This is a genomic window from Micromonospora citrea (assembly GCF_900090315.1).
Classification (GTDB): Bacteria; Actinomycetota; Actinomycetes; order Mycobacteriales; family Micromonosporaceae; genus Micromonospora; species Micromonospora citrea.
Genome location: NZ_FMHZ01000002.1, coordinates 1,112,274 through 1,134,481, shown reverse-complemented (window position 1 = coordinate 1,134,481; position 22,208 = coordinate 1,112,274). Strand labels below are relative to the sequence as shown.

General features: G+C 74.1%; 22 protein-coding genes. 20 read left to right on the top strand and 2 right to left on the bottom strand.

Annotated elements, in window-relative coordinates; translation table 11 throughout:
- Positions 1 to 141: 141 nt before the first annotated feature.
- The 5 genes from GA0070606_RS05360 (at position 142) to GA0070606_RS05340 (ending at position 4,091) form a co-directional block, all read left to right on the top strand.
- Positions 142 to 624, top strand: a complete 483-nt coding sequence (locus tag GA0070606_RS05360; protein ID WP_091095594.1) for a glycosyltransferase family 28 protein — start codon at positions 142 to 144, stop codon at positions 622 to 624.
- Positions 625 to 737: 113 nt separating this feature from the next.
- Positions 738 to 1,304: a glycosyltransferase gene (locus GA0070606_RS05355; protein WP_091107329.1), complete on the top strand. Its 567-nt coding sequence runs from the start codon at positions 738 to 740 to the stop codon at positions 1,302 to 1,304.
- On the top strand, positions 1,301 to 2,221 hold the full coding sequence (locus GA0070606_RS05350) for a glycosyltransferase family 2 protein (protein ID WP_091107326.1): 921 nt from the start codon (positions 1,301 to 1,303) through the stop codon (positions 2,219 to 2,221). The genes GA0070606_RS05355 and GA0070606_RS05350 overlap by 4 nt, the downstream gene beginning before the upstream one ends.
- A 141-nt stretch (positions 2,222 to 2,362) precedes the next feature.
- Positions 2,363 to 3,541 carry a chorismate synthase gene (gene aroC, locus GA0070606_RS05345; RefSeq protein WP_091095592.1) on the top strand — a complete coding sequence of 393 codons (1,179 nt, stop codon included), beginning with the start codon at positions 2,363 to 2,365 and terminating at the stop codon, positions 3,539 to 3,541.
- Between the two features lie 46 nt (positions 3,542 to 3,587).
- Positions 3,588 to 4,091, top strand: coding sequence for a shikimate kinase (locus GA0070606_RS05340; protein ID WP_091107324.1), 504 nt, complete (start codon positions 3,588 to 3,590; stop codon positions 4,089 to 4,091).
- A gap of 124 nt (positions 4,092 to 4,215) precedes the next feature.
- On the opposite strand, the gene GA0070606_RS05335 is transcribed toward GA0070606_RS05340, so the two are convergent.
- Positions 4,216 to 4,944, bottom strand: coding sequence for an alpha/beta fold hydrolase (locus GA0070606_RS05335; protein WP_091095591.1), 729 nt, complete (start codon positions 4,942 to 4,944; stop codon positions 4,216 to 4,218).
- Positions 4,945 to 5,025: 81 nt separating this feature from the next.
- Between GA0070606_RS05335 and GA0070606_RS05330 the strand changes: the two genes are divergently transcribed.
- The 5 genes from GA0070606_RS05330 to nusB all read left to right on the top strand — a co-directional run bounded on the left by GA0070606_RS05330 (position 5,026) and on the right by nusB (position 9,254).
- Complete coding sequence (locus GA0070606_RS05330) at positions 5,026 to 5,991, top strand: helix-turn-helix transcriptional regulator (protein WP_091095589.1); 966 nt, start codon at positions 5,026 to 5,028, stop codon at positions 5,989 to 5,991.
- 112 nt (positions 5,992 to 6,103) lie between these two features.
- Positions 6,104 to 7,180 (top strand): 3-dehydroquinate synthase, encoded by a 1,077-nt coding sequence (gene aroB / locus GA0070606_RS05325; protein WP_091095587.1) that lies wholly within the window; start codon positions 6,104 to 6,106, stop codon positions 7,178 to 7,180.
- On the top strand, positions 7,177 to 7,608 hold the full coding sequence (gene aroQ, locus GA0070606_RS05320; protein WP_091095585.1) for a type II 3-dehydroquinate dehydratase: 432 nt from the start codon (positions 7,177 to 7,179) through the stop codon (positions 7,606 to 7,608). Before aroB ends, aroQ begins: the two co-directional genes overlap by 4 nt.
- A 654-nt stretch (positions 7,609 to 8,262) precedes the next feature.
- Positions 8,263 to 8,820: an elongation factor P gene (gene efp, locus GA0070606_RS05315; protein ID WP_091095583.1), complete on the top strand. Its 558-nt coding sequence runs from the start codon at positions 8,263 to 8,265 to the stop codon at positions 8,818 to 8,820.
- Positions 8,821 to 8,843: 23 nt separating this feature from the next.
- Complete coding sequence (gene nusB / locus GA0070606_RS05310) at positions 8,844 to 9,254, top strand: transcription antitermination factor NusB (RefSeq protein ID WP_176737511.1); 411 nt, start codon at positions 8,844 to 8,846, stop codon at positions 9,252 to 9,254.
- Between the two features lie 86 nt (positions 9,255 to 9,340).
- Here the strand turns inward: nusB and bldD are convergent, their stop codons facing one another.
- Positions 9,341 to 9,829, bottom strand: coding sequence for a transcriptional regulator BldD (gene bldD, locus GA0070606_RS05305; protein ID WP_013285505.1), 489 nt, complete (start codon positions 9,827 to 9,829; stop codon positions 9,341 to 9,343).
- Positions 9,830 to 10,114: 285 nt separating this feature from the next.
- On the opposite strand from bldD, the gene pyrR reads away from it, so the two are divergent.
- From pyrR to GA0070606_RS05255, 10 genes are all read left to right on the top strand, one after another.
- Positions 10,115 to 10,699: a bifunctional pyr operon transcriptional regulator/uracil phosphoribosyltransferase PyrR gene (gene pyrR, locus GA0070606_RS05300; RefSeq protein WP_091095579.1), complete on the top strand. Its 585-nt coding sequence runs from the start codon at positions 10,115 to 10,117 to the stop codon at positions 10,697 to 10,699.
- Positions 10,696 to 11,622: an aspartate carbamoyltransferase catalytic subunit gene (locus tag GA0070606_RS05295; protein ID WP_091095578.1), complete on the top strand. Its 927-nt coding sequence runs from the start codon at positions 10,696 to 10,698 to the stop codon at positions 11,620 to 11,622. Before pyrR ends, GA0070606_RS05295 begins: the two co-directional genes overlap by 4 nt.
- The gene (locus tag GA0070606_RS05290; RefSeq protein WP_091095576.1) at positions 11,619 to 12,896 is read left to right on the top strand and encodes a dihydroorotase; all 1,278 of its coding nucleotides are present in this window, start codon (positions 11,619 to 11,621) and stop codon (positions 12,894 to 12,896) included. The genes GA0070606_RS05295 and GA0070606_RS05290 overlap by 4 nt, the downstream gene beginning before the upstream one ends.
- Entirely contained in the window at positions 12,893 to 14,059 is a 1,167-nt protein-coding gene (gene carA, locus GA0070606_RS05285; protein ID WP_091095574.1) for a glutamine-hydrolyzing carbamoyl-phosphate synthase small subunit, read from the top strand. Before GA0070606_RS05290 ends, carA begins: the two co-directional genes overlap by 4 nt.
- On the top strand, positions 14,052 to 17,438 hold the full coding sequence (gene carB / locus GA0070606_RS05280) for a carbamoyl-phosphate synthase large subunit (protein WP_091095572.1): 3,387 nt from the start codon (positions 14,052 to 14,054) through the stop codon (positions 17,436 to 17,438). The genes carA and carB overlap by 8 nt, the downstream gene beginning before the upstream one ends.
- Before the next feature lie 142 nt (positions 17,439 to 17,580).
- The gene (locus tag GA0070606_RS05275) at positions 17,581 to 18,612 is read left to right on the top strand and encodes a quinone-dependent dihydroorotate dehydrogenase (protein WP_091095570.1); all 1,032 of its coding nucleotides are present in this window, start codon (positions 17,581 to 17,583) and stop codon (positions 18,610 to 18,612) included.
- Positions 18,613 to 18,712: 100 nt separating this feature from the next.
- A complete protein-coding gene (locus GA0070606_RS05270) occupies positions 18,713 to 19,987 on the top strand; it encodes an adenosylmethionine--8-amino-7-oxononanoate transaminase (protein WP_091095568.1) in 1,275 nt (424 codons plus the stop codon).
- A 294-nt stretch (positions 19,988 to 20,281) separates the two neighbouring features.
- A complete protein-coding gene (gene pyrF, locus GA0070606_RS05265) occupies positions 20,282 to 21,118 on the top strand; it encodes an orotidine-5'-phosphate decarboxylase (protein ID WP_091095566.1) in 837 nt (278 codons plus the stop codon).
- Between the two features lie 178 nt (positions 21,119 to 21,296).
- Positions 21,297 to 21,614, top strand: coding sequence for an integration host factor, actinobacterial type (mihF, locus tag GA0070606_RS05260; protein WP_007458370.1), 318 nt, complete (start codon positions 21,297 to 21,299; stop codon positions 21,612 to 21,614).
- A 25-nt stretch (positions 21,615 to 21,639) separates the two neighbouring features.
- The gene (locus GA0070606_RS05255) at positions 21,640 to 22,173 is read left to right on the top strand and encodes a nucleoside/nucleotide kinase family protein (protein ID WP_091095564.1); all 534 of its coding nucleotides are present in this window, start codon (positions 21,640 to 21,642) and stop codon (positions 22,171 to 22,173) included.
- The last annotated feature ends 35 nt before the right edge of the window (positions 22,174 to 22,208 follow it).

Sequence of the window (22,208 nt, the reverse complement as noted above, 5' to 3'; positions counted from 1 at the left end):
CCGACGGCGGCGCGGCGCACCCGTTCCGCCACCCGCGGAGATCGGCTCGCGGCCCGGTCGCCTGTTCCGACGGCCGCCGGACCTGTGATCTGCTGTCGGGTGGCGCCGACCGAAACTCCAAGCGCACGTGTGGGGAGTCGCGTGGAAACGACAATCGAGGACGCCCGTGATCCCGGCGTCCTGCTCCTGGTGGGGTCCAGCGGCGGCCACCTGGCCCAACTGCTCGCCCTGCGGCCCTGGTACGAACGCTGGCACCGGTGCTGGGTCACCTTCGACACGCCCGAGGCCGTCTCGCTGCTCGCCGGGGAGGAACTCGTCCCGGCGCACCACCCGACCACCCGCAACGTGCCGAACCTGCTGCGCAACGCCGTACTCGCCTGGCGGGTGCTGCGCTCGCGCCGGGTCGCCGCCGTGGTGACCACCGGGGCCGGGGTCGCCGTTCCGTTCGTGGTGCTCGCCCGGCTGCGGCGCGTCCCGACCGTCTACATCGAGGTGTACGACCGCATCGACACCCCGACCCTGACCGCCCGGCTCTGCCGCCCGTTCCTGTCCGCGATGCTCGTGCAGTGGGAGGAGCAGCGCCGCCAGTACCCGGAGGCCACCGTCGTGGGGACCCTGCTGTGAACGCCGAGAGCACCGCCCCCGCCCCCGCGCACCGGCTCGCACCCGGCCGGTCCCGCCCGTCGCAGGTCAACCGGGTGCCCCGCCCTCGCGACGCCGACGTCGCCCGGCTGCGGCTGCTCGTCGCCGTCGGCACCGACAAGCACCCCTTCACCCGGCTGGTCGGCTGGCTCGCGGAGTGGCGTCGCGGCACCGACGTCGCATCGACCGTCCAACACGGGCACACGCCGGCGGCCGGCGTGCCGGGGGCGGTGCCGTTCCTCGGCCACGACGCGCTCCAGGCCGCCATGGCCGAGGCCGACCTGGTCGTCTGCCACGGTGGGCCGGCCACCATCCTGGAGGCCCGCCGGCACGGTCGCCTGCCGATCGTGGTGCCCCGCGACCCGGCGCGGGGCGAGCACGTCGACGACCACCAGCAACTCTTCGCCCGCCGGCTGGGCGCGGCGGGCATGGTGGCGCTGGCCGAGACCCGGGAGGAGCTGTTCGCGGCGCTCGACGCGGGGCTGGCCGACCCGTCCCGGTTCGCCGTGGCGGCCGACCGGGGGGCCGCCGAGGCGCGCCGGGCCGCCGTGGAGCAGGTGGGACGGATCGTGGAGGAACTGGTGGCCGCGTCGACCGGACGGCGGCAGCGGACGAGGTGGCGGCCGTGGGCGCGGCCGGGCCGGAACGGAGAGCGGCGATGAGCGAGCACCCGAGCGTCAGTGTGGTGGTGCCGACCCGGGACCGCCCGGAGTTGCTGCGGGCCGCCGTGCGCGCCGTCCTCGACCAGGAGCACCCCGGCCCGGTCGAGGTGGTGGTCGTCCACGACCGGTCCGAGCCCGACGCCTCGCTGGCCGAGCTGTCCCGCCCGGACCGGTCGGTGCGGGTCATCCGCAACACCCGCACCCCGGGCCTGGCCGGCGCCCGCAACTCGGGCATCCTGGCGGCCACCGGAGAGCTGGTCGCGTTCTGCGACGACGACGACGAGTGGCTGCCCGGCAAGCTGCGCGCCCAGGTCGAGGCGCTCGCCGCCGCGCCCGACGCGGAGTTCGTCTGCTGCGGCATCCGGGTCAGCTACGACGGGCACACCGTCGACCGGGTGCTGCCCATGGACGCGGTCACCCTGGCCGACCTGCTGCGCGACCGGATGACCGAGCTGCACCCGTCCACCTTCCTGATCCGCGCCGCCGCGCTGCGCGACGGGTTCGGGCTGGTCGACGAGGAGATCCCCGGCAGCTACGCGGAGGACTACGAGTTCCTGCTCCGGGCCGCCCGCAGCGCGCCGCTGGTCAACCACCGCACGCCGTACGTGCTGGTGCGCTGGCACAAGCGCTCCTACTTCGCGCAGCGCTGGGACACCATCTCGGAGGCGTTGCAGTGGCTGCTGGAGCGCTACCCCGAGTTCGGCACCCAGCCGGCCGGCGAGGCGCGGGTCACCGGTCAGATCGCCTTCGCGCGGGCCGCGTCCGGTGACCGGCGGGGCGCGATGCGCTGGGCCCGGCACACCATCCGGCGCAACCCGCGCGAGCCGAGGGCCTACCTCGCCCTCGCGGTGGCCGGGCGGATGGTCCGCGCCGACGCGGTGCTGCGCACCCTGCACAGGCGCGGCCGGGGCATCTGAGGACGGGCGGGCGACCCGGGATCCGGCACCCGGATTCCGGCCCGCCGGCCCGCCGGCCGGCCGGCGGACGGCGGCGTCCGCAGGGCGGGACGCGGCGGGGACCGCACGGCGGCGGCCACCGGGCGTGACAGACTGACCGCTGTGTTGCGCTGGTTGACTGCAGGGGAATCGCACGGGCCCGCCCTCGTGGCGATGCTGGAGGGCGTGCCCGCCGGTGTCGAGGTGACCACCGGGGAGATCGCGGGCGAGCTGGCCCGGCGCCGGCTCGGCTACGGCCGGGGCGCCCGGATGTCGTTCGAGCAGGACGAGGTCGAGATCATCGGCGGGCTCCGGCACGGGGTGACCATCGGCAGCCCGGTCGCGATCCGGGTCGGCAACTCCGAGTGGCCGAAGTGGCGCACCGTGATGGCCGCCGACCCGGTCGACCCCGACGAGCTGGCCGGGCAGGCGCGCAACGCGCCGCTGACCCGGCCCCGCCCGGGCCACGCCGACCTGGCCGGCATGCAGAAATACGGCCACACCGACGCCCGGCCCATCCTGGAGCGGGCCAGCGCCCGGGAGACCGCCGCCCGGGTCGCGGTGGGCACGGTGGCCAAGGCGCTGCTCCGGCAGGCCCTCGGCATCGAGATCGTCTCCCACGTGGTCGAGCTGGGCCCGGTCGCCGCCAAGCCCGGGCTGCGCCCGGCGCCGGCCGACGCCGATCGCATCGACGCCGACCCGCTGCGCTGCCTCGACCCCGAGGCCAGCGCCCGGATGGTCGCCGAGGTCGACGCCGCGAAGAAGGCCGCCGACACCCTGGGCGGCGTGGTCGAGGTGCTGGCGTACGGGGTGCCGCCGGGCCTGGGCAGCCACGTGCAGTGGGACCGCAAGCTCGACGCCCGGCTCGCCACCGCGCTGATGTCCATCCAGGCCATCAAGGGCGTCGAGATCGGGGACGGCTGGCAGCAGGCGCGTACCCGGGGCTCGGAGGCGCACGACGAGATCATCCCCACCGCCACGGGTGTGCGCCGGGTCACCGACCGGGCCGGCGGGCTGGAGGGCGGCATCACCACCGGCGAGCCGCTGCGGGTCAAGGCCGCGATGAAGCCGATCTCGTCGCTGAACCGGGCCCTGTCCACCGTGGACGTCACCACCGGCGAGCCGGCCACCGCGATCAACCAGCGTTCCGACGTCTGCGCGGTGCCCGCCGCCGCCGTCGTGGCCGAGGCCATGGTGGCGCTGGTGCTGGCCGAGGCCGCCACCGAGAAGTTCGGCGGCGACTCGGTCGTCGAGATCCGCCGCAACCTGGCCGGCTACCTCGACGCGCTGGTGATCCGGTGAGCGCCCGACAGCGGGCGGTCCGGGCGGGCGGCGGGCGGTGCCGCTGATGGCGCCGGTCTGCGTACTGGTCGGGGCGCCGGGCTCCGGCAAGACCACGGTCGGGCAGGCGCTCGCCGACCTGCTCGGGGTGGAGTTCCGCGACACCGACCTGGACATCGTGCGGCTGGCCGGCAAGCCGATCTCCGAGATCTTCATCGACGAGGGCGAGGAGCACTTCCGTACCCTCGAACGGGCCGCGGTGGCGGCGGCGCTGGCCTCCTGCGACGGGGTGCTCGCCCTCGGCGGGGGCGCGGTCCTCGCCGAGGAGAACCGCGCCGCCCTGGTCGGGCACCCCGTGGTCCATCTCTCCGTCGAGCTGTCCGACGCGGTGCGGCGGGTCGGGCTGGGCGCGGGCCGGCCGCTGCTGGCGCTCAACCCGCGGGCCACGCTGAAGCACCTGCTGGACCAGCGTCGACCCCTCTACGCCGAGGTGGCCACCGCGACGGTGACCACCGACGGGCGGGCCCCGCAGGAGATCGCCGCCGAGATCGCGGCGCTGCTGAAGCGCTGAGCGCCGGCCGGTCACGACCTCGCCGCGCGGCCCGCGCGGCCGACCACGCCGCTGCCCGCCGGGCCGGCAGCGGCGCCGCACGTCAGCTGGTGCGCCGCCCGGAGCGGCCGGCCGACCGCGTCGGTCAGCTTCCCGCGATGCGGTCGAGGACGTCGGCCAGCCTCTTCGGCTCGCTGAGCATCGGCCAGTGCCCGGTGGGCAGCGCGTGCAACTGGCCGCCGGCCAGGCCGGCGAAGAACGGGTGCCCCTGGGCGATCATGCCCTCCACCACCTCGAGCGGGAAGGTGCTGGCCACCAGCGCGGTCGGCACCGTGCGACCGCCGGTGCGGCGCACGGGGTCGGTGGCGGCGCGCAGCGGGTGGGGCGTGGTCCGCCGCCGCAGCAGTTCGAGCGCGGCGGGATCCAGGCCGGCCAGGTTCTCCGGGTCCTCGGCCGGGTCCCAGGCGGGCGGGGGCAACAGGTGCCCGTCGCCGATCCGGGCGCGCAGCCGCTCCTGCTCCTCCGGCGGGTTGCTGTCGAACTGCGACATGCCGTCCGGCATCGGCCCGCTCTCCACGTAGACCACCCGGGCGATCCGGTCCGGGACGCGGTCCGCCGCCTGGGTCACCGGCAGCCCGCCCCCGGAGTGCCCGACCAGCACCACGTCGTGCAGGTCCTCCATCTCGATCAGCCGGACGATGTCGGTGGTGTGCGTCTCCAGCCCCACCTCGGGACCGGCGAGGTGGGCGCGCTCGGCCACCCCGGTCAGCGTCACCGGGTGCACCTCGTGCCCCCGTTCGCGCAGCGCGGAGGTGACCTCCCGCCACGCCCAGCCACCCAGCCAGAACCCCGGAACCAGCACGAACGTCGCCATCTGCGATCTCCCTCTGTCGTTGCTCCGGAATACCGTACGATCGAATCCGGACGGTTTCCGCCCGCTTTTCAGGAGTGCGCCGTGTCACATCCCGCCGCCCGGGTGCTCGGGATGCTGGAGCTGCTCCAGAGCCACCACCGGCTCACGGGGGCCGAGTTGGCCCGCCGGCTGGGCGTCGACGAGCGCACCGTGCGGCGCTACGCGGCAACCCTGGCCGACCTGGGCATCCCGGTGGCCGCCGAGCGGGGCCGCCACGGCGGCTACCGGCTGCGCCCCGGCTACAAGCTGCCACCGCTGATGCTCACCGACGACGAGGCGGTGGCGGTGCTGCTCGGCCTGGCCGCCGCCGAGCGGCTCGGGCTGGGCACCGAGGAGCCGGCCACGGCCACCGCGCTGGCCAAGATCCGCCGGGTGCTCCCGCCCGCGCTGGGCGACCGGCTGGCCGCCGTGCAGGAGCACCTCGGCTTCACGCTGCGTCGCTCCGCGACGGAGGCCCGCCCGGCCACCGGGACGCTGCTCACCCTCGGGGCGGCGGCGCGGCACCGGCGGCGGGTGCGCCTGGACTACCGGTCCTGGTCCGGCACGGCCACCCGGCGGGGACTCGACCCGTACGGCCTGGTCTTCCACGCCGGCCGGTGGTACGTCACCGGGCACGACCACCTGCGCGGGGAGGTGCGCACGTTCCGGCTCGACCGGATCGACGCGGTGGAGACGGGGGAGGAGACCTTCACCGTGCCCGACGGGTTCGACCCGGTGGCCCACGTGACCCGCTCGCTGGCCGGCGTGCCGTACGCCCACGAGGTCGAGGTGGTGCTGGAGGTGGACCTGGCGACCGCCCGCCGTCGCATCCCGCCGAGCGTGGCGGAGTTGTCGGCCGACGCCGGCGGGGTGCTGTTGCGTGCCCGCGCCGAGAACCTGGACGGCATGGCCCGACTGCTGGCCGGGCTGGGGTGGCCGTTCACCGTGCGGCACCCCGACGCGCTGCGCGCCGCCGTCGCCGAGCACGCCCGCCGGCTGGCCGACTGGGCCGGGCGTACGCCGGGCTGACCGGGACGCCGGCGGCGCGCCGCCGCTCGGCGACGGATCCGGGGTGTGCCGGTGTGGCCACCACGTGGACAACCGCGGTCGGCCGGGGGGCGGCTGGACTAGGCTGCCGGCGATGGACGAGGTGACCCGGATCCCGGTCGGCGGCGAGCGCCCGTACGACGTGCTGGTGGGACGCGACCTGCTCGACACGCTGCCCGGGCTGCTGCCGGGCGCGACCCGGGTGGCGGTGCTGCACGCGCCCCCGCTGAAGGAGTTGGCCGACGCGATCGGCGGCCGGCTGCGGGCGGCCGGCGCCGCCCCGCTGCCGATCGAGGTGCCGGACGCCGAGGCGGGCAAGCACATCGACGTCGCCGCGGCCTGCTGGGACCGGCTGGGCGAGGCCGGATTCACCCGCTCCGACGCGGTGGTGGGGGTCGGCGGCGGCGCGGTGACCGACCTGGCCGGATTCGTGGCGGCCTCCTGGCTGCGCGGCGTGCGCTGGGTGCCGGTGGCGACGTCGCTGCTGGGCATGGTCGACGCCGCGGTGGGCGGCAAGACCGGGATCAACACCTCGGCGGGGAAGAACCTGGTGGGCGCGTTCCACCCGCCGGTCGGGGTGCTGGCCGACCTGGCGACCCTGGACAGCCTGCCCCCGGCCGACCTCGCCGCCGGCCTGGCCGAGGTGGTCAAGTGCGGGTTCATCGCCGACCCGGCGATCCTCGGCCTGGTGGAACGGGACCCGGCGGCGGCCACCGACCCGGCCGGTCCGGTGACCCGCGAGCTGATCGAGCGGGCGGTCCGGGTCAAGGCCGACGTGGTCTCCGGCGACCTGCGCGAGTCGGGCGTGCGTGAGGTGCTCAACTACGGCCACACCCTCGCCCACGCCATCGAGAAGGTGGAGGGCTACCGCTGGCGGCACGGGCACGCGGTCTCCGTCGGCATGGTCTACGCGGGTGAGCTGGCCCGCCTCGCCGGCCGGCTGGACGCCGCCACCGCCGAGCGCCACCGCACCGTGACGGCGGCGCTGGGCCTGCCCACCAGCTACCCGGGCGACGCCTGGCCGCAGCTGCTGGCCACGATGCGGGTCGACAAGAAGGCCCGGGGCAACCAGCTCCGCTTCGTGGTGCTGGAAGGGCTCGCCCGCCCGGCGATCCTCGAAGGCCCGGAGGACGAGCTGCTGGAGGCGGCCTTCCGCGAGGTCGCGGCATGAGGGTGTACGTGCTCAACGGCCCGAACCTCGGCCGGCTCGGCACCCGGCAGCCGGACGTCTACGGGGCGACCAGCCACGCCGACCTGGTGGCGCTCTGCGAGGCGACGGGGCGGGAGCTGGGACTGGACGTCACGGTCCGGCAGACCGACGCCGAGCACGAGCTGTTGGGTTGGTTGCACGCCGCCGCCGACGAGGGCGCGGCCGTGGTGCTCAACCCGGCGGCCTGGTCGCACTACTCGTACGCGGTCCGCGACGCCTGCGCGATGCTGCGCGGGCCGCTGGTCGAGGTGCACATCTCCAACATCCACGCCCGGGAGGAGTTCCGGCACCACTCGGTGGTCTCCGCCGTGGCGACCGGCGTGATCTGCGGGCTCGGCGTCGACGGCTACCGCCTGGCCCTGCACCACCTGGCCGCCCGAAGCGGCTGACGGCGCGGGCGAACCCTCGCCCCGCCCGGCCGCCGACGCCCGGCGCCGACAGGGCCGGACCGGGCCGGTGGGCGGAGAGGAAGTTGGCGGGCAACCAGGCCATCTGGTGACCGGGGGGCCGAGGGCCCGAGGGCCGGGGACCCGGGCGATTCTGCGGCCGGGACCGGGCGATCCTGCGGCCGGGACCGGGCGATCCTGCGGCTGGGGGACCGGGCGACCTTGCGGCCGGGGGACCGGGCGAGCAGGTAAGCAGCTAGCCGGGCGACCGCGAGCGCGCGTTACAGAAAGTAACCTCCGCGCTTGTCACGCTCCGTGGCTGCGTTCCGGACGGCGGCCGAAAGGCTCGCGGACGCTTTGCTCTGCACCCCGATACGCACCGGCCCTGTGATCTGCGTCTTCTTTTTCGGCCGCGAGGCGCCGGTGTGCGATGTGCGTCACAGAGGGTGAGCGGTGCCTCCGTGGGTGCAGAGCAAAGGGCGCGCGGGGGTTCTCCCCGACGGGCGGGGGCGCGTGCGCTGAGTAGCGGTCGGGCCGGTCGGCCGGCGGGGTGGTGACCGGTATCTGCGCAAAGCGGCGGGCAGCGGCGGGCAGCGGTGCTCGGCGCAACTAGTAGACTTTCCAGGTCTGTCCGCCAATTGATGATCAAGGCAGGAAATGGCCACCACCAACGACCTGAAGAACGGCCTGGTACTCAACCTCGACGGAGAGCTCTGGGCCGTCGTCGAGTTCCAGCACGTCAAGCCTGGTAAGGGTGGTGCGTTCGTGCGTACCACGCTGAAGAACGTGCTGTCCGGCAAGGTGGTCGACAAGACCTTCAACGCGGGCACCAAGGTCGAGACAGCGACCGTCGACAAGCGCACGATGCAGTACCTCTACGCCGACGGCGAGGACTACGTCTTCATGGATCTGGAGACGTTCGACCAGATCACCGTGCCCGGCGGCACGGTCGGCGAGGCGGCGAACTACCTGCTGCCGGAGGCCGAGGCGACCGTGGCCACCCACGAGGGCGTGCCGCTCTACATCGAGCTGCCGACCAGCGTCGTGCTGGAGGTCACCTACACCGAGCCCGGTCTGCAGGGCGACCGGTCGACCGGCGGCAACAAGCCGGCCACCGTCGAGACCGGCGCGACCGTCCAGGTCCCGCTCTTCATCACCACCGGCGAGAAGATCAAGGTCGACACCCGCGACGGCCGTTACCTCGGCCGCGCCTGATGGCCGAGGGTCCCAAGCAGCAGATGCCGGCGCGCCGCAAGGCGCGCAAGCGGGCGCTGGACGTGCTCTTCGAGGCCGACCTGCGGGACCGCCCGCCCGTCGAGGTGCTCGCCGGCTATATCGAGCGCATCGAGAAGCCCCGCCCCGAGCACCTGGGATACGCGGTGAGCCTGGTCGAGGGGGTGGCCGCCCACCTCGACCGGATCGACGAGGTGATCGCCAGCTACGCCGAGGGCTGGACGCTCGACCGGATGCCGGTGGTCGACCGCAACCTGGCCCGCATCGCGGTCTACGAGCTGCTCTACGTCGACGAGATCGACGACGCGGTGGCGATCAGCGAGGCCGTCGAGCTGGCCCGGCAGATGTCGACCGACGACTCGCCGCGCTTCCTCAACGGCATCCTCGGCCGCATCGCCGAGTACGCCACCCGCTGACGCGCACGTCACCGTCGGCAGAGCGTGTGACACGAACGACAGAAGGGCCCGTGCCGACCGGCACGGGCCCTTCTCGTCGTCGAGCCTCAGGAGGCGAAGAACGCCCGCGGGTCGGCGACCAGCACACCGTGCTCGGTGAGCCGCTCGATCAGGCCGGACGGCGAGGCGTCGTAGACGATCGCGAGGGCCCGCAGGTCGTCGGCGCGGATGGAGAGCACGCGCCCGTTGTAGTCACCGCGCTGCTGCTGGATGGCCCGGGCGTAGCGGGCGACGTAGGCGAGGTCCTCGGAGGCCTCGTCGTAGAGCCGCTCCAGGTCCAGCACGATCTTGCTGGTCGGCTCGTGGCGAACCCCACTGCCGTCGGGCAGCAGCTCCGAGACGGGAACGCGGTAGAAGTCGGCCAGCTCGGCCAGGCGCGACACGGTGACGGCGCGGTCGCCGCGCTCGTACGAACCGACCACCACCGCCTTCCACCGCCCGTTCGACTTCTCCTCCACGCCCTGCAGGGACAGGCCCTGCTGCTGGCGGATGGAGCGCAGGCGGGCGCCCAGAGACTTGGCATATTCAGAGGGCATTCGGACACTCCCAGTGCTGCTCGGGGTTCTCCCAGCGATCGCTACGGAGCGTGACGGTACGGGGATTGGCACAACTGGTCAAGTGGTCGTGACCTTACCGTTGGGATCACCGGGGGAGTTGTCCCCATTTCGCCGGGCTGACCAGGGGGTCAGTGGCCGGCGGCGGTCGGTGCGGTGACCACTGGTAACGTGGCGGGAAGCCCCGGTCCGGGCCGCTCGCGGTCCGGCGCCGGCATCCGACGTCCTTTAACGACCCGTCCCGTGAGGCGGGGAAGGAGGTCCGCCGTGGCCTACCCACCTGCTGCCCAGTCGTCGCCGCCGCGACAACCCTCGGTGAAGGTGATCCTCGCCAGCGCCGACGTCCAGCGCGTGGTCGACCGCATCGCCCACCAGATCCTGGAGAAGACCCAGGGCGCCGCGAACACGGTGCTGCTGGGCATCCCCACCCGGGGCGCCCCCCTCGCGAGGCGGCTCGCCGCCCGGATCAGCACCTTCGAGGACGTGACCGTCCCGGTCGGCGTGCTGGACATCACCCTCTACCGCGACGACCTGCGCCGGCACGCCACCCGTGCGGTCGGACCGACCCAGGTGCCGCCCGGCGGCATCGACGGCAAGCGGGTCATCCTCGTCGACGACGTGCTCTTCTCCGGCCGCACCGTCCGGGCGGCGCTCGACGCGCTCAACGACGTCGGGCGCCCGGCCTCCGTGCAACTCGCCGTCCTCGTCGACCGCGGGCACCGCGAGCTGCCGATCCGCGCCGACTACGTCGGCAAGAACATCCCGACCTCCCTCGTGGAGAGCGTCAAGGTCACCCTCGCGGAGACCGACGGCGCCGACGAGGTCAAGCTGTACGGGGGGACCCCCTCATGATCCGGCACCTGCTCTCCGGCGCCGACCTCGACGCCGCCACGGCAACCCAGATCCTGGACACCGCCGCGGAGATGGCCACCGTCGCCGGCCGGGAGGTCAAGAAGCTGCCCGCGCTGCGCGGACGCACCGTGGTCAACCTCTTCTACGAGGACTCCACCCGCACCCGGATCTCGTTCGAGGCCGCGGCGAAGCGGCTCAGCGCCGACGTGATCAACTTCTCGGCCAAGGGCTCCAGCGTGGCCAAGGGCGAGAGCCTCAAGGACACCGCGCTGACCCTGCAGGCGATGGGGGCCGACGCGGTGGTCGTCCGGCACCCCGCCTCGGGCGCCCCGCACCGGCTCGCCGACTGGGTCGACGGCTCGGTGGTCAACGCGGGCGACGGCACCCACGAGCATCCGACCCAGGCGCTGCTCGACGCGTACACGATGCGCTCCCGGCTGGGGCGGCTGGCCGGCCTGTCGGTCGCGGTGGTCGGGGACGTCCTGCACAGCCGGGTGGCCCGCTCCAACGTGCTGCTGCTGTCCACGCTCGGCGCCAAGGTGACGCTGGTCGGGCCGCCGACGCTGATCCCCGTCCACATCGCGCAGGCCCTCGCGCCCGGCACCGACGTCTCCTACGACCTCGACGCGGTGCTGCCGCAGTCGGACGTGGTGATGATGCTGCGGGTGCAGCGCGAGCGGATGAACGACTCCTACTTCCCCTCCGCCCGCGAGTACGCCCGCCGCTACGGCCTGGACGGCCCGCGGATGCGTCGGCTGCCCGAGCACGCGATCGTCATGCACCCCGGCCCGATGAACCGGGGGATGGAGATCACGCCCGAGGTCGCCGACTCGCCCCGCTCCACCATCGTCGAACAGGTCGCCAACGGGGTCTCCGTGCGGATGGCCGTCCTCTACCTGCTGCTCGGAGGGAACAACCGGTGAGCTCGTACCTGATCAGGAACGTGAGTGTCGTCGGCGCCGCGCCGACCGACCTGCTGCTCCGCGACGGCGTCGTCGCGGACACCGGTGCCGGGCTGAGCGACCCGGACGCCACCGTGATCGACGGCACCGGGCTGGTCGCCCTGCCCGGCCTGGTCGACCTGCACACCCACCTGCGCGAGCCGGGCCGGGAGGACGCCGAGACCGTCGAGTCCGGATCCCGGGCGGCGGCGCTCGGCGGCTACACCGCCGTCTGCGCGATGGCCAACACCTCGCCGGTCGCCGACACCGCCGGCGTGGTCGAGCAGGTCTGGCGGCTCGGCCGGGAGGCCGGACTGGTGGACGTGCAGCCGATCGGCGCGGTCACCGTCGGCCTGGCCGGAGAGCAGCTCGCCGAGCTGGGCGCGATGGCCGACTCGGCGGCCCGGGTGCGGATCTTCTCCGACGACGGGCACTGCGTCGCCGATCCGAAGCTGATGCGCCGGGCCCTGGAGTACGTGAAGGCGTTCGACGGGATCATCGCCCAGCACGCCGAGGAGCCCCGGCTGACCGAGGGCGCGCAGATGCACGAGGGCGAGGTGTCGACCCGGCTCGGCCTGACCGGCTGGCCGGCGGTCGCCGAGGAGGCGATCATCGCCCGCGACGTGCTGCTGGCCGAGCACGTCGGCAGCCGGCTGCACGTCTGCCACGTCTCCACCGCCGGCAGCGTCGAGGTGCTGCGTCAGGCCAAGGCCCGGGGCGTCCGGGTCACCGCCGAGGTGACCCCGCACCACCTGCTGCTCACCGACGAGCGGGCGGCGAGCTACGACCCGGTCTTCAAGGTCAACCCGCCGCTGCGCACCGCGACCGACATCGCCGCGCTGCGGGCCGCCCTGGTCGAGGGCGTGATCGACGTCGTCGCCACCGACCACGCCCCGCACGCCGTGGAGGACAAGGAGTGCGAGTGGGCGTACGCCCGGCCGGGCATGCTCGGCCTGGAGACGGCGCTGTCGATCGCCCTCGACGTGCTCGGCCCAGAGTGGGACCTGATCGCCGAGCGGATGTCGCGCACCCCGGCCCGCATCGCCGGCCTGGAGGGGCACGGCCTCGACCCGGCGCCCGGCGTGCCGGCCAACCTGACCCTGGTCGACCCGGCCGCCCGTCGCACCATCGAGCCGGCGGAGCTGGCCAGTCGTAGCCGCAACACCCCGTACGCCCGCATGACGCTGCCGGGTCGCATCGTGGCGACCTTCCTGCGCGGCGAGCCGACGGTCCTGGACGGAAAGGCGGTCAAGTGACCAGCAAGCGAAGGCCCGCGATCCTCGTGCTCGAGGACGGGCGCACGTTCCACGGCGAGGCGTACGGCGCCGTCGGGGAGACCTTCGGCGAGGCGGTCTTCAACACCGGCATGACCGGCTACCAGGAGACGCTGACCGACCCCTCCTACCACCGTCAGGTGGTGGTGCAGACCGCCCCGCACATCGGCAACACCGGCGTCAACGCCGAGGACGACGAGTCGTCCCGGATCTGGGTCGCCGGCTACGTGGTGCGCGACCCGGCCCGGATCGGCTCGAACTGGCGGGCCACCGGCGGGCTGGAGGACCGGCTGGCCGCCGAGGGCGTCGTCGGCGTCAGCGGCGTGGACACCCGGGCGCTGACCCGGCACCTGCGCGAGCGCGGCGCGATGCGGGTCGGCATCTCCAGCGTCGAGACCGACCCCCGGGCGCTGCTGGCCCGGGTGCGGCAGTCCCCGGAGATGGTCGGCGCGGACCTCTCCGCCGAGGTGACCACCGCCGAGCCGTACGTGGTGACCGCCGAGGGCGAGCACCGCTTCACGGTGGCCGCGCTGGACCTGGGCATCAAGCGCAACGTGCCGCGCCGGCTGGCCGCGCGGGGCGTCACCACCCACGTGCTGCCCGCCGGCTCCACCATCGACGACCTGCTCGCCACCGGCGCGGACGCGGTCTTCCTCTCGCCCGGCCCGGGCGACCCGGCCACCGCCGACGCGCCGGTGGCGCTGGCCCGCGAGGTGCTGCGCCGGAAGGTGCCGCTGTTCGGCATCTGCTTCGGCAGCCAGATCCTCGGCCGGGCGCTGGGCTTCGGCACCTACAAGCTCGGCTACGGCCACCGCGGCATCAACCAGCCGGTGCTCGACCGGGTCACCGGCAAGGTCGAGGTGACCAGCCACAACCACGGCTTCGCCGTCGAGGTCCCGGGGGCACGGCACGGTGCCGTCGTACCCGACCAGGTGATCGAGACCGAGTTCGGCGGCGTCCAGGTGTCGCACGTCTGCCTCAATGACAACGTGGTCGAGGGGCTGCGGGCGAAGGACGTGCCCGCCTTCACCGTCCAGTACCACCCGGAGGCGGCGGCCGGGCCGCACGACGCGGACTACCTCTTCGACCGCTTCGCCGAGCTCATCGAGGGCCGCAACCACAGCGAGGGGCGCACACATGCCTAAGCGGACCGATCTCAAGCACATCCTGGTCATCGGCTCCGGGCCGATCGTGATCGGGCAGGCCTGCGAGTTCGACTACTCCGGCACCCAGGCCTGCCGGGTCCTGCGCAGCGAGGGAATCCGGGTCAGCCTGGTCAACTCCAACCCGGCGACGATCATGACGGACCCGGAGTTCGCCGACGCCACGTACGTCGAGCCGATCACCCCGGAGTTCGTCGAGCTGGTCATCGCCAAGGAGCGCCCCGACGCGATCCTGCCCACCCTCGGCGGGCAGACGGCGCTGAACACCGCCGTCGCCCTGCACGAGGCGGGCGTGCTGGAGAAGTACGGCGTGGAGCTGATCGGCGCCAACATCGAGGCGATCAACCGCGGCGAGGACCGGCAGCTGTTCAAGGACATCGTCGCCAAGGCCGGCGTACGCCTGGGGATCGACGACCCGGCGGGCCTGGTGCCCCGCTCCCGGGTCTGCCACTCGATGGCGGAGGTCGAGGCCACGGTCGCCGAGCTGGGCCTGCCGGTGGTGATCCGGCCGTCGTTCACGATGGGCGGCCTCGGCTCCGGCATGGCGCACACCCCCGAGGACCTGGCCCGCATCGCCGGCGACGGGCTGGCCGCCAGCCCCGTGCACGAGGTGCTGATCGAGGAGAGCGTGCTCGGCTGGAAGGAGTACGAGCTCGAACTCATGCGCGACCGGCACGACAACGTGGTGGTCGTCTGCTCGATCGAGAACGTGGACCCGATGGGCGTGCACACCGGCGACAGCGTCACCGTCGCCCCGGCCATGACGCTCACCGACCGGGAGTACCAGCGGCTGCGCGACCTGGGCATCGCGGTGCTGCGCGAGGTCGGCGTGGACACCGGCGGCTGCAACATCCAGTTCGCGGTCAACCCGGCCGACGGCCGGATCGTCGTGATCGAGATGAACCCCCGGGTGTCCCGGTCGTCGGCGCTGGCGTCGAAGGCCACCGGCTTCCCGATCGCGAAGATCGCCGCCAAGCTGGCGATCGGCTACACCCTCGACGAGATCCCCAACGACATCACGCGCAAGACCCCGGCGGCGTTCGAGCCGACCCTGGACTACGTGGTGGTGAAGATCCCCCGGTTCGCGTTCGAGAAGTTCCCGGGCGCGGACCCGGAGCTGACCACCACGATGAAATCCGTCGGCGAGGCGATGAGCCTGGGCCGGAACTTCACCGAGGCGCTGAACAAGGCGATGCGCTCGATGGAAACCAAATCATCTGGTTTCTGGACCGTCCCCGACCCGGAGGGCGCGACGAAGGAGAACACCCTCGCCGCGCTGCGGATGCCGCACGACGGCCGGCTCTACACCGTCGAGCGGGCGCTGCGCCTGGGCGCGTCGATCGCCGAGGTGACCGCCGCGTCCGGCGGGATCGACCCCTGGTTCCTGGACCAGATCGCCGCCCTCGTCGAGCTGCGCGCCGAGATCGTGGCCGCCCCGGTGCTCGACGCGGACCTGCTGCGTCGGGCGAAGCGGGCCGGCCTGTCGGACCGGCAGCTGGCCGCGCTGCGCCCGGAGCTGGCCGCCGAGGACGGCGTGCGCACGCTGCGGCACCGTCTGGGCGTCCGCCCGGTCTACAAGACCGTGGACACCTGCGCCGCCGAGTTCGAGGCGACCACGCCCTACCACTACTCCTCCTACGACTCCGAGACGGAGGTCGTCGGGTCGGACCGGCCGAAGGTGATCATCCTCGGCTCGGGGCCGAACCGGATCGGGCAGGGCATCGAGTTCGACTACTCCTGCGTGCACGCGGTCCAGGCGCTGCGCAGCGCGCCGACGGGCACCGCCGCCGGGTCCGGTGCCGCGGGCGCCGGCTTCGAGACGGTGATGGTCAACTGCAACCCGGAGACGGTATCCACCGACTACGACACGGCCGACCGGCTCTACTTCGAGCCGCTCACCTTCGAGGACGTGCTGGAGGTCTGGCACGCCGAGGACACCTCCGGCAGGGCGGCCGGCGGGCCGGGCGTGGTCGGGGTGATCGTGCAGCTCGGCGGGCAGACCCCGCTGGGTCTGGCGCAGCGGCTCAAGGACGCGGGCGTGCCGGTCGTCGGCACCTCCCCGGAGTCGATCCACCTGGCCGAGGAGCGGGGCGCGTTCGGGGCGGTGCTGGCCCGGGCCGGGCTGCGCGCCCCGGCGCACGGCACGGCGACGTCGTACGACGAGGCGAAGGCGATCGCCGACGAGATCGGCTACCCGGTGCTGGTGCGGCCGTCGTACGTGCTGGGCGGCCGGGGCATGGAGATCGTCTACGACGACGCCACGCTGCGCGACTACATCGGCCGGGCCACCGACATCTCCCCGGACCACCCGGTGCTGGTCGACCGCTTCCTCGACGACGCGATCGAGATCGACGTGGACGCGCTCTGCGACGCCGACGGCGAGGTCTACCTCGGCGGGGTGATGGAGCACATCGAGGAGGCCGGCATCCACTCCGGCGACTCGTCCTGCTCGCTGCCGCCGATCACCCTCGCGGGCTCGCACCTGGCCGAGGTCCGCCGCTACACCGAGGCGATCGCCCGGGGCGTCGGCGTGCGTGGCCTGCTCAACGTGCAGTACGCGCTGAAGGACGACGTGCTCTACGTGCTGGAGGCGAACCCCCGCGCGTCCCGGACGGTGCCGTTCGTCTCCAAGGCCACGGCGGTGCCGCTGGCGAAGGCGGCCGCCCGGATCGCGCTGGGCGCCACCATCGCCGAGCTGCGCGCCGAGGGGCTGCTCCCGGCGACGGGGGACGGCGGCTCGCTGCCGGCCGGCGCCCCGATCGCGGTGAAGGAGGCGGTGCTGCCGTTCAAGCGGTTCCGCACCCCGACCGGCAAGGGCGTGGACTCGCTGCTCGGGCCGGAGATGAAGTCCACCGGCGAGGTGATGGGCATCGACACGGCCTTCGGGCACGCCTTCGCCAAGTCGCAGTCGGCCGCGTACGGCTCGCTGCCGACCGCCGGAAAGATCTTCGTCTCGGTCGCCAACCGGGACAAGCGCGGCATGATCTTCCCGATCAAGCGCCTGGCCGACCTCGGCTTCGAGATCGTCGCCACCACCGGCACGGCCGAGGTGCTGCGCCGGCACGGCATCGCGTGCGAGCAGATCCGCAAGCACTACGAGTCGGGCGCGGGCGAGGACGCGGTGTCGCTGATCCTCGGCGGCGACGTCGCCCTGGTCGTCAACACCCCGCAGGGCTCGGGCGCCAGCGCCCGCTCCGACGGGTACGAGATCCGCAGCGCCGCCGTCACGGCGGACATCCCGTGCATCACCACCGTGCCGGGCGCGGCGGCGGCGGTGATGGGCATCGAGGCCCGCATCCGCGGCGACATGCAGGTCCGCCCGCTGCAGGAGCTGCACGCCGCCCTGCGGGCCGCCGAGTGACCCGCCCCCAGCCGCTTGATCATGAAGTTGTTGTCGTGACACGCCGACGTGACGGGCGACAACTTCATGATCAACGGGGTCGACCGGGAGGCCCGGGGTCGGCCGGGAGGCCGGGGGCACGGGGACGGCGGGGGAGGGGGCGGTGATGTTCGAGCGGGTGGTTCGGCCCGGGTTGTTCCGGATCGGGGGCGGGGACGCCGAGGCCGCGCACGAGTGGACGCTGCGCCGGCTGTCGGGGCTCTCCCGCCGGCCGGCGGCGCTGGCCGCCCTGCGCGCCCGGTACGCCGTCCGGGCGCCGCGCACGGTGTTCGGCGTCGAGTTCCCCAACCCGGTGGGGCTCGCCGCCGGCATGGACAAGGACGGCGCGGCGCTGCCGGCGTGGCCGGCCCTGGGCTTCGGCTTCGTCGAGGTCGGCACGGTCACCGCGCACCCGCAGCCGGGCAACCCCCGGCCCCGGCTGTTCCGGCTGCCCGACAGCGAGGCCGTGGTCAACCGGATGGGCTTCAACAACGCCGGCGCGGAGGCCCTCGCGGCCCGGCTGGCGGCGCTGCCCCGCCCGCTCGGGGTGCCGCTGGGCATCTCGCTGGGCAAGTCCAAGGTGACCCCGCTGGACGAGGCGGTGGCGGACTACCTCGCCTCCTACCGGGCGCTGCGCGGGCACGGCGACTACTTCGCGGTCAACGTCTCCTCGCCGAACACGCCCGGCCTGCGGGCGTTGCAGGACCGCGCGCACCTGGACGCCCTCCTCGCCGCGCTGGTGGGGGAGAAGCCGGTGCTGGTCAAGATCGCCCCGGACCTCACCGACGCGGCGATCGCCGAGCTGCTGGAGGTCTGCCTGGCCCGGGGCGCGGCGGGGGTGATCGCCACCAACACCACCCTGGCGCGCGACGGCCTCGCCCCGGCCGACCGGGAGCGCGGCAGACAGACGGGCGGCCTGTCGGGCCGGCCGCTGGCCGACCGGGCCCGCGAGGTCGTCTCCTTCGTGCACCGGGAGACCGGCGGCCGGCTGCCGATCGTCGGCGTGGGCGGCATCCTGGACCCCGACGACGCCGCCCGGATGTTCGACGCGGGCGCCGCCCTGGTCCAGCTCTACACCGGCTTCATCTACCGCGGCCCGGCCCTGCCCCGGGCCGTCGCCCGCGCCGCGGCAGCCGCCCCGCCCCCGGCCCGGTGACCCCCTCCGTCCCACGGTCGCGCGCGTCCGGTCCCGGCCCGCGCCGCGCGCCGGCCGGGACGGGTGCGAGGCCGCGGGGAGCGACGACGAAGGAGCGTGCGTGACACCCGAGGAGATCCTGGCCGCCGACCGGCGGCACGTGTGGCACCCGTACGCGGCCCTGCCGCCGGCCAGCCCGCCCTACGTCGTGGAGAGCGCCGAGGGCGTACGCCTGCGGCTGGCCGACGGCCGTGAGGTGGTCGACGGGATGTCGTCGTGGTGGGCGGCCATCCACGGCTACCGGCACCCGGTGCTCGACGCGGCGGTGACCGACCAGCTCGGCCGGATGAGCCACGTGATGTTCGGCGGGCTCACCCACGCCCCGGCGGTCCGCCTGGCGGCCACCCTGGTCGAGCTGGCCCCGGACGGGCTGGAGCACGTCTTCCTGGCCGATTCCGGCTCGGTCGCCGTCGAGGTGGCCGTCAAGATGTGCCTGCAGTACCAGCGCGCCACCGGCCGGCCGGAACGCCGCCGGCTGGGCACCTGGCGGGGCGGCTACCACGGCGACACGTTCCACCCGATGAGCGTCTGCGACCCGGAGGGCGGCATGCACCACCTGTGGGGCGACGTGCTGCCCCGGCAGGTGTTCGCCCCCGTCCCGCCGGGCGGCTACGACACCCCGCCCGACCCGGCCTACTGCGCGGCCCTGGCCGAGGCGGTGGAGCGGCACGCCCACGAGCTGGCCGCCGTGATCGTGGAGCCGGTGGTGCAGGGCGCCGGCGGGATGCGCTTCCACCACCCGGAGTACCTGCGGGTGCTGCGCGAGGTGACCCGGGCGCACGGCGTGCTGCTGGTCTTCGACGAGATCGCCACCGGCTTCGGCCGGACGGGCACGATGTTCGCCGCCGAGCACGCCGGGGTGGCGCCCGACGTGATGTGCGTGGGCAAGGCGCTCACCGGCGGTTACCTGACTCTGGCCGCCGCGCTCTGCACGGCGGAGGTCGCCCGGGGCATCTCCGCCGACGGCGTGCTGGCGCACGGCCCGACCTTCATGGGCAACCCGTTGGCCTGCGCGGTCGCCAACGCGTCCCTGGGGCTGCTGCGGGCCGGGGACTGGGCGGGGCAGGTGTCGAGGGTGCAGGCGGGCCTGCGGGCCGGCCTGGAGCCGCTGCGCGGCGCGCCCGGCGTACGCGACGTGCGGGTGCTCGGCGCGATCGGCGTGGTGCAGCTCGACCACGACGTCGACCTGCCCGCCGCCACGGCCGCCGCCGTCGCCGAGGGGGTCTGGCTGCGGCCGTTCCGCGACCTGGTCTACACCATGCCGCCCTACGTCACCGACGACGCCGACCTGGCCCGGATCGCCGCCGGGGTCGCCGCCGCGGTGAAGGCCGGCTGAACCGCCGGTCACCCTTCGGCGGGGGTACGCGGGCGGCCCGGCCGCCCTGGCCGGGAGTGCGCCCCGGGCGGTCGTCGGCCCGGGCGGGGAGAAGTGCCTCCGGGCGGTCGCCCGGGCGGAGTGTGCCGTGGGCGGTGGTCGCCCCGGGCGGGAGTGTCCTGGGCGGTGGTCGCCCCGGGCGGAGTGTGCCCTGGGTGGTGGTCGCCCCGGGCGGGAGTGTCCTGGGCGGTGGTCGCCCCGGGCGGAGAGTGCCCCGGGCGGCGGTCGTCCGGGCGAGGAGAGGGAGAGAACCGGATGGAGAGCTTCGGCGCCCGCCTGCACCGGGCCGTCACCGAGCGGGGGCCGCTCTGCGTCGGCATCGACCCGCACCCGGGGCTGCTGGCCCGGTGGGGGTTCGAGGACGACGTCCGGGGGCTCGACCGGTTCGCCCGGACGGTCACGGAAGCCCTCGGTGACCGGGTCGCGGTGGTCAAGCCCCAGTCGGCCTTTTTCGAACGGTTCGGCTCCCGCGGCGTGGCGATTCTTGAGTCAACTATCCGACAGTTGCGCGATGCCGGCTCGCTCGTTTTGCTTGACGTCAAGCGCGGCGACATCGGTTCGACGGTCGCCGCGTACGCCTCGGCGTACCTCGACCCATCCAGTCCCGTCAGTGTCGACGCGGTGACCGCCAGTCCGTACCTCGGCGTCGGCGCGCTCGCCCCGATGTTCGAGCTGGCCGCCGAGCACGGCGGCGGGGTCTTCGTGCTGGCGCTCACCAGCAACCCCGAGGGCGCCGCCGTGCAGCGTGCCCGCACCGCCGACGGCCGGACCGTGGCGCAGACCGTTGTCGACGAGATTTCCCAGCTCAACGCGGGTGCGGAGCCGCTCGGGAGCTTCGGCCTCGTGGTCGGCGCGACCATCGGCGACACCGGCCACGACCTGTCCGGGGTGAACGGCCCGCTGCTCGCCCCGGGCCTCGGGGCGCAGGGCGCCACCGCGGCGGATCTGCGCGTCGTCTTCGGCTCCAGCCTGCCCGCCGTGCTGCCCTCGTACTCCCGCGAGGTGCTGAACGCGGGCCCGGACCCGGACGCGCTGCGGGCCGCGGCGGACCGGGCCCTGGCCGACTGCCGGGCCGTCCTGGCTGCCCGTTGACTGACTGACAGCTCGGTCACTTTGCGTTGATCATCGCGCGCCCACGTTGCCGAAACCGTCGGCGACCGCTAGTTTTCCCCGCGCTGGGAACCACGGACCCCTTGGTTCACAGCGACACCACGTTTCACAGATGCGACGTGGCGACCCGCCCGTCGCGATAGGGACCTGAGGAGAACTGGTGCCGCTCCCGTCACTGACCCCGGAACAGCGCGCTGCCGCGCTGGAGAAGGCCGCGGAGATCCGCAAGGCCCGTGCTGAGCTGAAGGAGCAGCTCAAGCAGGGCAAGACCACCCTCGGAGCCGTCCTCGAGCGTGCCGAGTCCGACGACGTCGTCGGCAAGCTCAAGGTCTCCGCCGTGCTGCAGGCGATGCCGGGTATCGGCAAGATCCGGGCCACCCAGATCATGGAGAAGCTCAAGATCGCCGACAGCCGTCGCCTGCGTGGCCTCGGCGAGCAGCAGCGCAAGGCACTGCTTGGGGAGTTCGCCGCCAACTGAGGCTGGCAGCGTGTAGAAACAAGCAGTGAGCACGGATGACGAGGCGCGCCCGGCGGCTCGGCTCACTGTCCTGACCGGACCTTCGGGTTCGGGCACGGAGAGTGTCGTCGAGCGCGTCCGGGCGCGTTCTCCGTCCGTGTGGGTGCCGGTGCCGGCCACCACCCGTCCCCGCCGGGAGAGCGAGCTGGACGGCGTGGACCGCCTCTTCCTGGCGCCGGCGGAGTTCGACCGCATGGTCGCGGCGGGGGAGCTGCTGGAGTGGAGCCGGGCCGGGCCCTTCCGGCGCGGCACGCCGGCCGAGCCGGTGCGGTCCCGACTCGCCGCCGGGCAGCCGGTGCTGCTCGGCCTCGACCCGCCCGGTGCGCTGCTGGTCCGCTCGGCGCTGCCGGACGCCCGGCTGGTGCTGCTGCACCCGCCCGGCCTCGTCCCCCCGACGGCCCCCCTGGCGGCCTTCGACCACACCGTCGCGCACGACCTCGCCGAACGGGTCGTCGACGAGCTGGTAGGCTTGTCCGGTTCTTCTTTCCTGGCTCCGGCGCGACCGCGTCTGCGCGGTTGACCGCCAGCGCCGCCGTGTGCGGTGCGATAGACGCA

Bases quoted from the DNA above. Each gene is read 5' to 3' on its own strand.
- aroB (WP_091095587.1), top strand. From the start codon at position 6,104: ATGGACGAGGTGACCCGGATCCCGGTCGGCGGCGAGCGCCCGTACGAC.
- GA0070606_RS05295 (WP_091095578.1), top strand. From the start codon at position 10,696: ATGATCCGGCACCTGCTCTCCGGCGCCGACCTCGACGCCGCCACGGCA.
- GA0070606_RS05350 (WP_091107326.1), top strand. From the start codon at position 1,301: ATGAGCGAGCACCCGAGCGTCAGTGTGGTGGTGCCGACCCGGGACCGC.
- carB (WP_091095572.1), top strand. From the start codon at position 14,052: ATGCCTAAGCGGACCGATCTCAAGCACATCCTGGTCATCGGCTCCGGG.
- bldD (WP_013285505.1), bottom strand. From the start codon at position 9,829: ATGCCCTCTGAATATGCCAAGTCTCTGGGCGCCCGCCTGCGCTCCATC.
- GA0070606_RS05335 (WP_091095591.1), bottom strand. From the start codon at position 4,944: ATGGCGACGTTCGTGCTGGTTCCGGGGTTCTGGCTGGGTGGCTGGGCG.
- GA0070606_RS05340 (WP_091107324.1), top strand. From the start codon at position 3,588: ATGGCGCCGGTCTGCGTACTGGTCGGGGCGCCGGGCTCCGGCAAGACC.
- efp (WP_091095583.1), top strand. From the start codon at position 8,263: ATGGCCACCACCAACGACCTGAAGAACGGCCTGGTACTCAACCTCGAC.
- pyrF (WP_091095566.1), top strand. From the start codon at position 20,282: ATGGAGAGCTTCGGCGCCCGCCTGCACCGGGCCGTCACCGAGCGGGGG.
- nusB (WP_176737511.1), top strand. From the start codon at position 8,844: ATGCCGGCGCGCCGCAAGGCGCGCAAGCGGGCGCTGGACGTGCTCTTC.
- aroQ (WP_091095585.1), top strand. From the start codon at position 7,177: ATGAGGGTGTACGTGCTCAACGGCCCGAACCTCGGCCGGCTCGGCACC.